The organism is Paenibacillus sp. 01T442 (genome assembly GCF_056398345.1).
In genome coordinates this window covers 89,001-103,668 of record NZ_JBFTPF010000003.1, presented here as the reverse complement: position 1 = coordinate 103,668, position 14,668 = coordinate 89,001, and the positions used below count along the sequence as shown (strand labels likewise).

At 49.4% G+C, this 14,668-nt stretch carries 7 protein-coding genes; all 7 read left to right on the top strand.

From position 1 onward, the window contains the following. Nucleotides 1-16 precede the first annotated feature (16 nt). The 7 genes from AC1DLM_RS04585 (at nucleotide 17) to AC1DLM_RS04555 (ending at nucleotide 14,289) form a co-directional block, all read left to right on the top strand. Nucleotides 17-631, top strand: coding sequence for a hypothetical protein (locus tag AC1DLM_RS04585; protein ID WP_477569257.1), 615 nt, complete (start codon nucleotides 17-19; stop codon nucleotides 629-631). 535 nt (nucleotides 632-1,166) lie between these two features. Continuing rightward, nucleotides 1,167-2,294 (top strand): glycoside hydrolase family 88 protein, encoded by a 1,128-nt coding sequence (locus tag AC1DLM_RS04580; protein WP_441988928.1) that lies wholly within the window; start codon nucleotides 1,167-1,169, stop codon nucleotides 2,292-2,294. An 84-nt stretch (nucleotides 2,295-2,378) separates the two neighbouring features. Next, complete coding sequence (locus tag AC1DLM_RS04575) at nucleotides 2,379-4,721, top strand: AraC family transcriptional regulator (RefSeq protein ID WP_477569256.1); 2,343 nt, start codon at nucleotides 2,379-2,381, stop codon at nucleotides 4,719-4,721. 151 nt (nucleotides 4,722-4,872) lie between these two features. Next, nucleotides 4,873-6,567, top strand: a complete 1,695-nt coding sequence (locus tag AC1DLM_RS04570) for a type 2 periplasmic-binding domain-containing protein (RefSeq protein ID WP_477569255.1) — start codon at nucleotides 4,873-4,875, stop codon at nucleotides 6,565-6,567. A gap of 71 nt (nucleotides 6,568-6,638) precedes the next feature. Beyond that, nucleotides 6,639-7,559, top strand: coding sequence for an ABC transporter permease (locus tag AC1DLM_RS04565; protein ID WP_441988931.1), 921 nt, complete (start codon nucleotides 6,639-6,641; stop codon nucleotides 7,557-7,559). A gap of 16 nt (nucleotides 7,560-7,575) precedes the next feature. Then, complete coding sequence (locus tag AC1DLM_RS04560) at nucleotides 7,576-8,454, top strand: carbohydrate ABC transporter permease (protein WP_477569357.1); 879 nt, start codon at nucleotides 7,576-7,578, stop codon at nucleotides 8,452-8,454. 54 nt (nucleotides 8,455-8,508) lie between these two features. Further along, nucleotides 8,509-14,289, top strand: coding sequence for a beta-xylosidase family glycoside hydrolase (locus AC1DLM_RS04555; RefSeq protein WP_477569254.1), 5,781 nt, complete (start codon nucleotides 8,509-8,511; stop codon nucleotides 14,287-14,289). Nucleotides 14,290-14,668 lie beyond the last annotated feature (379 nt).

The following is a 14,668-nucleotide window of genomic DNA, read 5'->3' as shown; positions in this document are numbered from 1 at the left end:
GATGTATAGGGCACAGGTGAAGGTAGGATGCGAAGCGAGCTTCTCACTCGCGTTAGCCGAAGCAGCTGAAAGCTGGCAGCGCGAACTTCGCGTGCAGGGTATGTTGAGTTGCTCGATTTTCGCGAAGGGGAGCGGTGTATTCCTTTATTTCGAAACGGCGAGCGAATGCTTGGAATGGGAATGGCCAACAACGTGTCTGCAGATGCTGGAGACATGGCCGGGTGATGGAGGCACGCAGAGGTATGCAGTTCCGATTCTCGATATTTACCACGATGGGGAGCCGGAGACGAGGGAAGCCAGAGAAAATGGCGGCCGTGAGCGAATCGGGATGCTTGCGCGTCTGAACCCGTTGAAGTACAGCAGCTATATCTTCTATCATTACGCTTTGCAGGAGGAGAAACCGAGCTGCTTTAATCCGACCTATATGATCGGAGCGCACGAGAATCTGATCTTCTCCTATCACGAACGTCCGTCACCCGTGTTTGAGCACGGGGCGACGAGAAGGAGATGGCTTGCACCGATTACTCCAGAGAACTGGCATGACGTGATGCAGTCACATTTTATCCCTTGGTCGGAGAGTGAGCAGGGGCTTGTGTTGTGGGAAAAGATGGACACTCTCTTATCATATTAATGACTGAACATATAGCGCATAAACATTCCTTCCAGAAGGGAACGTAGATGCGCTATTTTGCTGATTTCAGTTGAAAATAAATCTGAGAGGAATGTAGATCGTAAATAGCATAACCTAGTTCTCTTTCCTTAGGGTAGTTGTTAAAAGTAAATAACCCCTTATTGTTAAACTATCGTTTCCCGTTAACGTAATGATCTATCGTTCTCTTTATGCTCTTATCCATTCATTTATCTGATTGTCTCTCCATGCAATTTCAAGTTCCTGTTCCAGCTCTTTCAGAAGCACCATGACCTCAAAAACAGGAGAATCATCTCTGTTCGGTTACTGGTCCATCTAAAGAGATACTCCATGCGCTCTCGGAGCGGTGGCTTGGGCTACACGTGACTGCCACCAAATGAATAGAGGCGCTCCGATATTGGCAATGGGTTATCGATCTTAACAACGTATAGTTCGTCGGGGAGAGGCGGCTTGATACAATTGAAGTAAGCGAAGTGCTGCGCACCATTCGCATGCGTACTAGGAGGAGAGAAAAGAAGTGAAGAGGATATACGAGTTGGAAATCGAAAGTATCATACAGCAAATTGACAGAAATTTGGAAGACTACGGCCATCGTTTCCCACATATTCATCGGGATGGACGATATGCCGAACATTTCTCGGAGGACGGCAGCTGGACGGGATCATTTTGGACCGGAATGGTTGCGATGGCTTACCGATACACAAATAACCCGAAGTATCTAATGTACTTGCATGGCTACTTGTCCTTGTACCAAGAACGACTGGAAACCGGATATACGGACCATGACCTTGGTTTCCTGTATCAATTGTATGCAGTGGAAATGTACCGGTTGACCGGGAGCTCTAAGTATAAGGAATTGGCTGTGGATGCGGCCGACAAGCTGCTGGCGCGATACCATGTAAATGGGGGATTTATACGCGCTTGGGGGCCAGTCGAATCCGATATTCGTCGAGGCAAAATCATCATTGACTGCATGATGAATCTGACACTGCTGTATTCCGCTTCCGCGCTGACCGGCGACCCAAAGTACCGCGAGGCAGCACTTTCCCATGCGGAGAACTCACGTAAACACCTTCTGCGCCATGACTTCTCCACCTATCATACATTTGATTTCGATCCTGAAAGTGGGAATCCTATCGGCGGCTTTTGCGAGGACGGCTATGGAGACGAATCGACATGGTCGAGGGGACAAGCCTGGGGAGTTTACGGCTTTCAGCTTTCCTACGAGTTAGTCGGGAAAATGGAATTTCGTGATGCTGCTGCTGCGATGGCGGATTACTTTATCAAGCATACACCAGAGAGTCTCATTCCGCCCTGGGACTTCCGTCTGCCTGACGGGGCAATCCAACTTCATGATTGTTCGGCATCGGCAATAGCAATATCGGGTATGTTCGATTTGGCAGAATCGCTGGACGACACTGTTCAGGCCGATTACTATCGGAGTAGAGCGAACGATATGCTGCAGGCTCTTATGCCGTATTCAAGTGCAGGGGAAAAGGAACGAAACGGCATTATGTCATCCTGCTACGGAAGAACGGAAGAGGGGCAATTCCATATGTACACCATATGGGGCGACTTTTTCTACATGGAAGCACTCTTCAAAGCGATAGGCCTTAACTGGCGGATGTGGTCTTCCAGTAGATAATGGACGCACGTTGACAAAGAACATTGATACCGTTCGGCATAGAAGAAAACGATAGCATGTAACCACGGGGGGTCTACAAAAGATATGAAACCGAACCGCTTCAAGCTTCCATCCCGCAAACGTTCCAGCAGCATGATGATGGCGCTGTTCGGCTCTTACATCGCCGTGCTGCTGCTCGCAATTGTCATCGGTTCAATCCTGTATTGGAAAGCAAAAACGGTCGTGGAGCATACGGTAGACAACACCAACGCCGCCATGCTGGAGCAACTGCGTGAAGTGGCGGACGGACGTTTGAAGGAAATCGAGCAACTGGAGCAGCAGATTGCATTTCACCCGCGTCTCGGCTGGCTGTTTAATCACGAAGGCTCATTTAGTGATCAGGATGCCTACTCCATCATTGAATTTACGAACGATCTGCAGCGTTTCAAAAGCCTAAGCAGGCTGATCCACGACTTTTACATCTATGATATCAACAACCGTCTCATTATCGGCCCTAACGTCAAGTCTACACCAGAAATCGTATTCGATCACGTATACCGGTTCGCAGGTAAAACAAGCGCTGATTGGGTGACAGAGTTAAAGAAACCGGCATTACGTTTCTATGAACCGGCGGCTTCTGTTCGGATGGATAATGGAAGCACGAAGCCGTTTATTGTTTATCGGCAATCACTGCCGTTCGGCGATTCCTCAACAGTTAAGGGTTCCTTGATTGTCATGATTGATGAGGGCCAATTCCGAAGCTTATTCGACAAGCTGGCATCCGTTAATCGTGGGGAGATTTATATCCTTGACCAACAGAACCGGGTTATTAGCTCAACAGCTGATACAAGAAGCGGAATCTCCTTATTCTATAAGAATATGGCGAACGATTACGGAAAGCTTGAGGAGATTATGGACGGACAATCACAGATCGTGACCTATACAACATCCGCTGTGAACGGCTGGAAATATGTTTACGTTGTCCCCCAGGCCGTGTTCCTCGATCAAGTATACGCTGTCAAGCGATGGGCGATACTCCTGCTTTCGCTCTGCGCGTTCGGAGGTGGAGCAGCCTCGTTATATCTTGCCTACCGAAATTATATACCCGTTCGGGATGTTGTTCGGATTATCCGTAAGTGGAGCGGATCCGAACAGGAAACTGGCATCGGTGAATTTGAGCTGATCCGATCGACGATTGAGTCGGCACGTCTGACGGAATCACAGCTGCGTGGCATGCTGGCTCAACAAGCGCCAATTCTTCGCGTCAACTTCTTGACGAGACTTATACGAGGATACGTGCAGCCTGCTGAATTGGAGCCGGAATCGCTGGCTTTTGTTGGCATTTCGTTCATTTCTTCGTCATTTGCTGTAATTCTGATAGATGCAGGTGATATAAGTGGCTTCGCGCAAGGTGGCGGGGAACGGGAATGGCCGTTTGTTGGTTTTATCCTATCTAATATCGCCGGTGAGCTTGTAGGCGAGCATCATCTCGGCTTTCCCGTCGAGCTCGATCGTGGCAGAGTTGCGGTTCTAATCAACCTGCGTACTGAACGATTGAGCATGGCCAAAGCGGAAATGCAAGAGATGGCAGTGAAGCTGACCGCATTGCTGGAGAGCCGCTTCCGGATAAAGCTGTCAGTCGGGATCAGCGGGGTAGCTAAGGATCCAGAGGGAATCGGAGAAGCATTCCGAGATGCGCTTAAACAGCTCGACGAACGGATCGTCCTTGCGCGGAGAACCGAAACGGACCGCAATACGGAAGCTTCGACGGAAGAATCCTACTTCTATTATCCGCTTGAGGTGGAGCAGCAGCTTGTCAATCTGGTGAAAGCAGGGGAGGCCGACAAAGTGGATAAGCTGCTTGACGCTTTGTATGATGACAATTTCACTACGCGCAGCATCTCGCCTGAGCTAGGTCGCTATTTGCTCGTTACTGCTACGGCAACAATGCTTCGGATCGTGCAGAGCTATCCGGATCTGAAATCGACTTTGGCAGAGCGGATCGCCTCAATCGAACGTGCGGCCGTTAGCGAATCCACGCATGCCGCATTTGCGGAATTGAAACAATCTTATCGAACCATTTGCCTTAATCTCAAGGAAAGGCGAAGCGATACAAACGAACTGTTGCAAAACGGCATCAAACAATATATCGAAGCTAATTTCGGCGAAAATATGCTAAGCGTCAACTGGATAGCCGATCATTTCAATCTGACTCCGCAATACATCTCAGCCGTATACAAGAAATCTAGCGGGCAAAATCTGACTGACTATGTGGCCGAGGTGCGCATTCGCGAAGCAAAGAAGTTGCTCACGCATCAATCGATGACGATCGCGCAGGTAGCTGCGAAGGTCGGTTACGCTAATGATATCGGCTTCATCCGCTTTTTTAAGAAATATGAAGGGATTACTCCAGGTGCATACCGATCAAGTTTACAAACGGATAAATGATATGCGATTCCGATAGCCCGAAATCTTGCAATTGGTTCGTTAAACTTAGAAGTAGACCATACCAAACCTACAGAACGAGGCGATACAATCGAAGCAAGGTCGAACGCTTTAAGAGGCGGCCCAATTCGAATGATAAGGGGGAGTTCAATCGATGGAAAAAAACGAAATGAGCGTTCAAAGTGAATTACGAGACAGCAAGAAGGGGCGGAACAGGTTTAGTACTGTAACGGCATCCATGCTGGTGATTTCATTAGCAGTTCTCACATCAGGCTGTAGCGGGGATAAGAAGGAAGGAGGAGGCGCTTCACCTAGCGCTGCAGCATCTACAGCTGCTCCCGCAGCGCTGCCCGATGGCAAGATCGTATCCTCACCGCTTACGCTTAGCTACTTCGTTCAACTGTCTACTAATCGGCCCAGCGGCATGAACAGCTTAAATGATATGGAAGCATACAAAGAGCTGGAAAAAATCACAGGAATTCATGCGGATTTTAAGCACCCGACAGCAGGACAGGAAGCCAACCAGTTCAATCTGATGCTTAGCTCTGGGGACTATCCGGACGTCATTGAGTGGAATTGGAACAGCTACCCTGGCGGTGGACAGAACGCACTGAAGAATGGAGCGATCATCAAGTTAAATGATTACATCGATAAATACGCACCTAATTTGAAGAAACTGCTGGATGCGAACCCGGAAATCCGCAAGCAAATTTCGACGGACAGCGGAGAGATCTATTCGTTCCCGTTTATTCGCAATGATCCCTACTTGCTGACGTACTATGGACTCGCGCTGCGCAAGGATTGGCTTGACAAGCTGAAGCTGGAGGTCCCAACGACAATTGAAGAATGGCATACGGTGCTGAAAGCATTCAAGGAAAAAGATCCGAACGGCAATGGCAAGCCAGATGAAATTCCTCTGTTATTCCAAAAGGGCAAAATGAACTGGGGCAACGACATCCTGAACGCATGGGGAATCCGCAACGACTTCTATCTAGATACGGCGACTGGTAAGGTGCAGTATGGTGCTCTGCAGCCACAATTCAAGGAATTTCTCACAACGATGCGCAGCTGGTATAAAGAAGGCTTAATCGATCCCGATTATGCGGCGACAGACGATAAGCAGAAGAATGCTAAGGTAACCGGGGATCTGGTCGGTGCGACCGAGGTGACCGTAGGTGGTGGCATCGGAACGTACCTTGCAGCAATGAACGGCAAACATCCGACATTCGACTTGGTAGGGGCGCCTTACCCGACATTGAAGAAGGGCGACAAGCCGGTGCTCGGCCAGCAGGAGCCTATCTTCAACGGGCTTGGAGCGGCAATATCCAAGAACAATAAACATATTATCGAAACAGTCAAGTGGCTGGATTACAAATATGGTGAAAAAGGCGCCATTCTGTTCAACTTCGGTATCGATGGCAAGAGCTATACGATGGACAACGGCTATCCGAAGTATTCAGATGATGTCATGAAAAATAAGGATGGGCTTGCATTCGGTGTAGCACTGACGAAATATGCGATACCTTTCGGAGCTCCGATCTCCCAGGATAAGCGCTATATGGAGCAGAATGCTGCTTTGCCACAGCAGAAGAATGCATTGTCAACATGGATGAAGGCAGACAACCGGGGATGGCTGCCGACCCTATCACTCTCATCGGATGAATCGTCAAAGTTGGCAGCTGTTATGACCGATGTCCGAACGTACAATGATGAAATGTTTGATAAATTCATCATGGGCGCTGAGCCGATTGAGAGTTTCGACAAGTTCGTCGATAGATTAAACAAGATGGGGTTACAGGATGTTCTGAAAATTGAGCAAGCCGCATATGACCGCTACTTGAAAAGATAAAAAAGCTCGCCCCGGCCGAATGCCGTCAACCGGGGCGTTCCACATAAGTAATCGAATAGGAGAACATGGATATGAAAGCGTTATCATTTCAAGCTGTGACGAAGGATTTGGTGAGAAACAAATATATCTATCTCATGCTGCTTCCCGTCGTTGTCTTTTACATCGTATTCATGTACGCACCGATGTACGGCCTGCAAATTGCGTTCAAAGACTTCATGCCGACGAAAGGTATTTGGAACAGCGATTGGGTCGGTTTCAAGCATTTCGTTTCATTCTATAACAGCTACTACTTCTGGCGGATTGTACGTAATACGCTTCTGCTGAGCGTGTTCGATCTGATTTTCAGCTTCCCGGCGCCAATCTTGCTGGCGCTCTTGCTGAACGAACTGCGCAATAAGCTGTTTCGGAACATTGTGCAGTCGATCAGCTATCTGCCGCATTTCATCTCGATCGTCGTAATCGCAGGCATGATGGTCGACTTCTTGGCGAGTGACGGTTTGATCAACCAAATCACTTCGTGGTTCGATGTGAAGCCGATTTCTTACCTGCTTCTCCCACAATGGTTTCGTACCATATATGTATCGTCTGGTGTTTGGCAGGGCGTTGGTTGGGGTTCCATTATATATTTAGCTGCTATATCTGGTATCGATCCGTCGCTGTACGAGGCGGCGAAGGTCGATGGAGCAGGTCGGCTTAGGCAGCTGACGAATGTCACACTTCCGGGGATAATGCCGACCATTATGATACTGCTTATCTTGCGAGTCGGTCATCTGTTGTCGGGCGGCAGCTTTGAGAAAATTCTGCTGTTGTACAATCCGACCACCTACGAGACGTCTGATGTCATCTCGACCTTCGTCTACCGGCGAGGACTGCTACAGTTTGATTACGGCTTCTCTACTGCAATCGGCCTCGTAAATAATCTTGTAAATTTCGTTCTGCTGCTCACAGCCAACGCGCTGAGCCGGCGTATGAGCGAGCACAAACTCTGGTAGGAGGAGATCCGATTTGATTAGAACCCGACCTTTGGGCGAGCGGGTATTCGACCTAGTTAACGTACTATTCATGCTGGGACTGATAGCGGTGACGCTATATCCGTTTATGTATGCGGTATTTGCTTCAGTCAGCTCGCCGGCTGAGCTGATGCAGCATMGCGGTCTACTAGTTGCTCCCGCCGGCCTCAGTCTACAGGCGTATAAGCTCGTCCTGCGCGATCCGATGATGACCATCGGGTACGGCAACACTTTGTTCTATGTAATCTTGGGGACATCGCTTAATTTGTTGCTGACTTCATTCGCAGCGTATGCCTTGTCTCGCCGCAATGTGCTGTTTTCCGGGAAAATCATGTTTGCCATCGTATTCACAATGTTTTTCTCCGGCGGTCTAATTCCGACATATCTCATTATCAAAAACTTGCATCTTTTCGATACCCGCTGGGTTATGATCCTTCCGACAGCTATCAATACGTGGAATCTACTCGTCATGCGCACCTCATTCCAGCAGGTGCCCGCTGCGCTTGAGGAGTCAGCGCGCATCGATGGCGCGAATGACTTCGGGATTTTGTTCCGCGTCTTTATTCCTGTATCGTTGCCGATTCTTGCGGTGATGACTCTGTTTTATGGCGTACAGCATTGGAATTCTTACATGGATGCCATGATTTATTTACGCGACCGCCACTTATACCCACTTCAGCTAGTGCTGCAGGAAATCCTGATTGCGAATAGTACGGAATCAATGACTACGACGGTCAGCGATTTCGACAAAGGCCTTGTTCAGGAAACGATCAAGTACGCAACAATTGTAGTAGCGACAGTGCCAATTCTGCTGTTGTATCCATTTCTACAGCGTTATTTCGTAAAAGGCGTGATGTTGGGTGCGATCAAGGAATGATAGTTAGGCGCTTTGATAAGTAATTTAATTTGTAAAAAGAAGGGATGAGGATTCATGGGACGATGGACATGGCAGAAGGGACTGCTTCTCAGTCTAATCATAGCAATCCTTACGATGCTAACTTACGTGCCCCAAAGCTGGATTCCAAAAGCGGAGGCTTTTGCTGATACAAGCACGATGAGTGACCAACAGTTTTTTGGTGTCTGGAACGCCGGAGCTTCAGCATGGACGACAGCAAGTAAAATCAACTATGCATATAGCAGCGCATTGCTCGGTGTAGAGAGTGCCGTAAAGGCAGGCAATTATACGCTGGCGAAGTCTAATTTGTTGTCATACTACCGGACACGTACGGGGCATGGCGCCTTTCCTTTGACGACGAGCGGGACCTTCTTGGCTGATTTGGTCAAGGACAACATTTTAACGGCTTATGGGGAATATCAGGAAAATACGTTTACAGTCGGCTCTGCAGACGCAATCCTATCGACGGATGTGACTGGAGGTGTCAAATCAGTGCTGAACAATGGTGCCAAAGAAGTCAATTATTACCTCATGGGCCGTTATAAGGATGATACGAAGCTAGCCCAATTCAACAGCAGGGAGCAGGCTTTGAACAAGCCTGTGCTAGAGCTGAAGATTGACGATGGTTCAACGCAGATACTTACAGTTACGAAGGATACCTATACACGGCCAGGGGCTTATGCCGATGTGAATTATGGCAGCGGCAATCTGCTGTATGTTCAGGACAGTGGCATTTCGGCGAGTACTCCTTTTGACGTAAACACAAGAAGGGCATACCTATCTTTTGATTTATCAGGTGTTACGGGCAACATTACATCAGCGACACTTAAGGTTTATGGCAAAATGGCGGCGGGCACCAGCTCGATGGATATTCTCGTCATCCGTACCGACAGCTCATGGGGCGAAACAACGCTGAAGTGGAGCAACCAAGCGGCCAATACGTTCTCCTGGAACGGCATCGCGGCCGGCCCGAATTGGACACAGCCTGATAGTGGGGCATTCAACGAATATAACTGGATTATAAGTCGGTTCCAGTTCATCGGACCATTGGCTGCTGCCTACGCAAACTCGGTGTCGGTGGGGGCGCCTAATGAGTTATATGCCAGCGAGACGCTTCGGTTAATGTTGGATTTTATCGGCACAAGCCATACGGGGGAGGGCTTCATCGATTCCTATAACTATCCGCGCAGTCTGGACGTCTCCTTCCGCACGTTTGTCTGGCCTCGTGTGTATGAGATTATTCGGAGCTCACCCTCGTTGGATGCAGATGCGAATACTGCGCTCTTAAAGCAGCTATGGCAGACAGCACATTGGCAGGCGGTTGACCCGGCGGGCTATACGGGCTTCAACTGGGCTGTCAACGAGACGAAGGGACTATATGCAACGACGGTTTATTTTCCAGAATTTGCTGAATCCAGTCTGTGGAAATCGACGGCTGACCAGCGGATGGACAGTCTGATCACGTCACTGCTCACACTTGACGGTGGGTATGCGGAAGGGTCTTACAACTATACGATGGTGTCCCTGCAATCGTTCTATGATATGAAGCGTTTGGCTGATCTAAATGGTACGGAGGTAACGCAGACCATGCGCAACGGTATCTTGAAGCTAGCGCATTTCCAAATGGATTCGACGCTGCCGARTGGGTATGATCCTGTCTATGGAGATGGCCATTACGCCAGCTTCGCCGCCACACTCAAGCAGATCGGCAACGATTTTGGCGACGAAGAACTGAAGTATGTCGGCAGCGTGCTTGACTCGGCAAGAATCGGCTCGTTGCCTAAGCATACAAGCAGCTACTATCCGGATAACCTGTCGGTTACGCTTCGTTCCGGCTGGGATGCTGATGATTCATATATGTACTTCACAAACCGTGCGGGCCCGCACGGACATCCGGATCAGAACGCTGTCATTGCCTATGCTTATGGTAAAGTGCTGCTGACAGATACGGGGGTAAACTCCTATCTGAGCTCAGATCCGGTCTCGAATTGGCAGTTCAACAGCACCGAATCACACAATACAGTGCGTATCAACGGGCTGTCACAGAACAAGTACAAGGATATCTCCAGTGTAAACAAGGATACGATCGACCGGTTTCGAACTAACGGTTCCTTTGATTTTACTGAAGGTACGACATATGCGACACCGGGCTTCGCCCATACTCGAAGCGTTCTGTTCTTAAGACCGGATTACTGGATCGTATCGGACCGGGTGGTAGGCAGCGGCACTAACAGCTATGAAGTGAACTGGCATATGCTGCCTGGGGCGAATGCGACACTTGATCCGGTTACGAAAAAGATCAATTCCCATTTTGCCAGTGAGCCGAACATCCAGATCGTTCCCGCAGACCCAACGGCGCTTACGACTGCTTCCCTGAACGATGGCTATTACGACCGTACAAGTGTCCCAAATATGAAATTCGGCAAATATGGGAAATCCGTCTCAGGCGACGCTTCGTTTGATACGGTGCTGTACCCGACCGATACTGGGGTTGCCCGCAATGTGCAGGTCACACGGCTCACAACGACGCCTTCGGTTGCGGCTGAGACCGCCAGTGCGCTCAAGATCGATCTGAATGCGGGAGCAGGAGGCAATACGGCATATTATTACTTATCCCATGAAGCTTCAGCTATGAAGGAGCGTTCGTTCGACGAATATGCCTATGACGGTAAGCTCGCATATATCGAGAAGCTGTCGTCCGGCACATTGGTATCTGCTTCAATTGCAGAAGGCAAGACGTTGAAGAGAGGCGGGGTCCCCCTTATTCAATCTGAGGATCGGGTGGATGATCTAGGTGTGAAGTGGAACGGAACGACACTCGACTTAACCGGCAGCAATCTAGTACTTGACAGCAGTCCGGTCTCAGCAATCGCGATCTATGCACCTGCCGTATCAAGTGTAACAGTAAATGGAAAATCGTCAGCCCTTGAGCGTAATGGCGACTATATTTTCGCTGCTCGTGCAGCCACATCGGTGTCTGCGGCTGACCGTGATTTTGAAGGAACACAAGGCGCTGGCGGCTGGTTCTATGAAAAGGACGCGTTTGCGAGTTCGCCGCTTACTTGGGCCACCGCTGGTACAGGCACAGGCACGGTAGGATCGGATACATTCGCTTCTACTTCGCTCGACAGCCAGTGGCAGTGGGCGAAGCCGCCGACGGCGAACTGGTCATTGACAGCAGCACCGGGTAAGCTGCGCATTATTACCGAGCCCGGTGATACATGGGCGGGAAGCAATAACCAAAAAAATATTCTGCTGCAGCGTGCTGCATATCCGGATTACATTGCGGAGACGAAGGTGTCCTTCAACAATACGGTCAACTATCAGTCCGCAGGACTTATCCTGTATGTCGATGACGACAACTATATCAAGCTGGACCGGGCTTACAATAGCACGAATGGTGGGAAAATCATCCGGTTTATCCGCGAGTACCAGAAGGACCCACAGACGATATTCCGCGATTCTGGTATTTTCGCCGCAGACACATTCGGCTCATCGGATGTTTATCTGCGACTTAAGAAGGTCGGTCCGATCTTGACAGCTTTCTACAGTGGAAACGGAACCGATTGGACACAACTTAGCGGCTCTTTCCATATCCCTTTGGACGCACCCCGAATTGGACTTGCAGCTATGAATACGAACACAGCTGTTACTGCAAACGCGGATTTTGATTACTTCAATGTCACTCAGCTGCTTTCGCCACATTGGTCTGGCGACAGCAGCGATCCAACCTTTACCTCGAACTATGTTATACCGGGCTCATCAACTGATGCTGTGCAGAAGTGGGTTGCGCCAACAGACGGTACCGTACAAGTAGCGGCCCGTGTAGCGAGTCATGACACCTATGAGCAGGGTGACGGCTTTCGTGTGAAGCTGTTAAAGAACACAGCCAATGTATGGCCAACCTCGGGCTGGCAGACGGTCGATAAGGCAGACACAACCGGGTATGCCATATCCGAGACCATCACGGTTGCAAAGGGTGACGTGCTTGCATTCGTAACAAACCGAAACAGTGATGTAGCATACGATGTAGCGGATTGGAGCATTGAACTGACGATGTCACCTGGTGTTAAGCCTCTGTCTAGCGACTTCGAAGGTACGACACCTAACACAGGTTGGACGCCGCTTAATACAGGTCGTTGGGCAGTCAGTGCAAATGGTAGTGGCAATGCCTATTCGATTACAGCGACCGGCTATGCGGTGCAGGGCGGTGGGCGACCCGGCGAATATGCACTGCGTGGTGATTCTGCAGCGGACCGGTATAATCTGACGTTAAAAGCCAAGCTGGGGGATGATGTCACGATATCTCCCAATGCCAACGCTGTTGTCCTATTCGATTATCAGGATGCGAACAATTACTATTTCCTCCAGTTGGACAATGGCGCTGCCAACGTGAGGCTTTACAAGGTCAAAGGAGGTTCAGCGGCCACATTGGCCGATTCAAACGGCATCGACTGGCTGAGTGACAATGCCTTCCATACCATAACTATTGAACGTGATGGGAGGAACGGATCCATCACAATCCGCTTCGATAATATTACGATGATAAGAGCATCAGATTCTGAATTCCAGGGAGGCTTGTTTGGCATAGGCTCCATGAACGGCAAAGCTTCCTTCGATGATGTCCGCCTCGTCAACATAGGCAACCGGACTGATGATTTCGGTCAGACGACTCTCAATCCCGATTGGAGATGGATACGCGAGGAGCCGGCGAACTGGAGCTTGACCGCTGCTCCGGGCAAGCTTAGGATCTCCGCTGTCACCACATCGGATATATGGAAAACAGGCAACAACCAGAAAAACTTGCTCGTCCAGTCGGTTCCTTACGATGACTTTGCGCTGACAACCCGTCTTTCCTTCAACCCGACTGCTGACTATCAAAGTGCCGGTCTGCTGGTTTATACGGATGACGATCACTACATCAAGGTCGAGCGTGCTTATAACGTCGCTGAGGGCGGAAATGTCTTTCGTCTCATAAGGGAGAACGGCACGACAAGTACAGGAAAACAGATCACATCGGATCCCATTAGTAGCAATCTGGTCTATTTGAAGCTGGTCAAAGCAGGTAGCAGTTTTACTGGTTACTTCAGCGTGGACGGAACAACATGGACGATTATCGGTGTACCAGAAACCATACAATTGGCGGCACCTGTGCTTGTGGGACTGCATGCTCAGCGAAGTGGCGGCGCGGCGGCGATCAATGCCGACTTTGACGACTTCCGGATTTCACCGTTAAATAAGTCCGACCGCTTCAATGGTACGGATCTTGGCAGCCAGTGGACCATTTTGAATCAAGTCAACGGTCATACGAGCCTGAGCGCGAAGCCAGGAAGCTTCCGGATTACTAGTGATCCTGGGGATCTCTGGGCAATCAGCGGTACGGAGAAAGATATACTGCTGCAAACGCCAGCCTCCAACGACTACACCATTACGACGAAGCTCGCATTTATGCCAACCGTGAATTACCAGAGCGCTGGTTTGATTGTGTACTCGGACGACGATAACTATATCAAGGTTGAACGGGCATACAATGCCGGTGACAAGCTACGAATTGTGAAGGAAACCGGTGGTATCGGCACGCAGCAGACAACAGCTGTACCGACGACAGCGGGAGGCAGCATTTACTTAAAATTGGTGAAGTCTGGCACGACATACACAGGCTACTATAGCATCGATGACTTAGTCTGGACACCAATTGGTTCGGCTGTAACGGGTGTTACGCTCCCGAATCCGAGGGTAGGCCTTCACGCGCAGCACAGCGGCTCGGGAACGCCGGCAATCAACGCCGACTACGATTATTTTGAGATTCAGCCTTAGCTATAAAACCAATAAGATCGTCCTCATTCCTAGCCCTTTCGCTAGGCGGGGGGGCGATTTTTTTTATTCAGTCAAAATGGGGTGTTAACCTCAAATGCTACTTCCAATTGTTGTTTGATTACTGTTGCTAAGATGGATTTGCATACTCCAAGCAAGCTAGTGCGCCTAAATGGAAACTGATTGAATTAATGATTGAGTTGAACTTACCTTCGATAAAAGTTATGCTGCACGCTTCTCTCCACAAGGTCCTTGGGGATTCACTCTCCCAAATCTCGACGGGTCTTTGCCCTCACATTCCTTCGTCCTAAGGACAACCAACTCAATGGAAATATTAAGTCATTCAAAAAAGAGCATAACGATTCTTTACTGATCGTTCTCA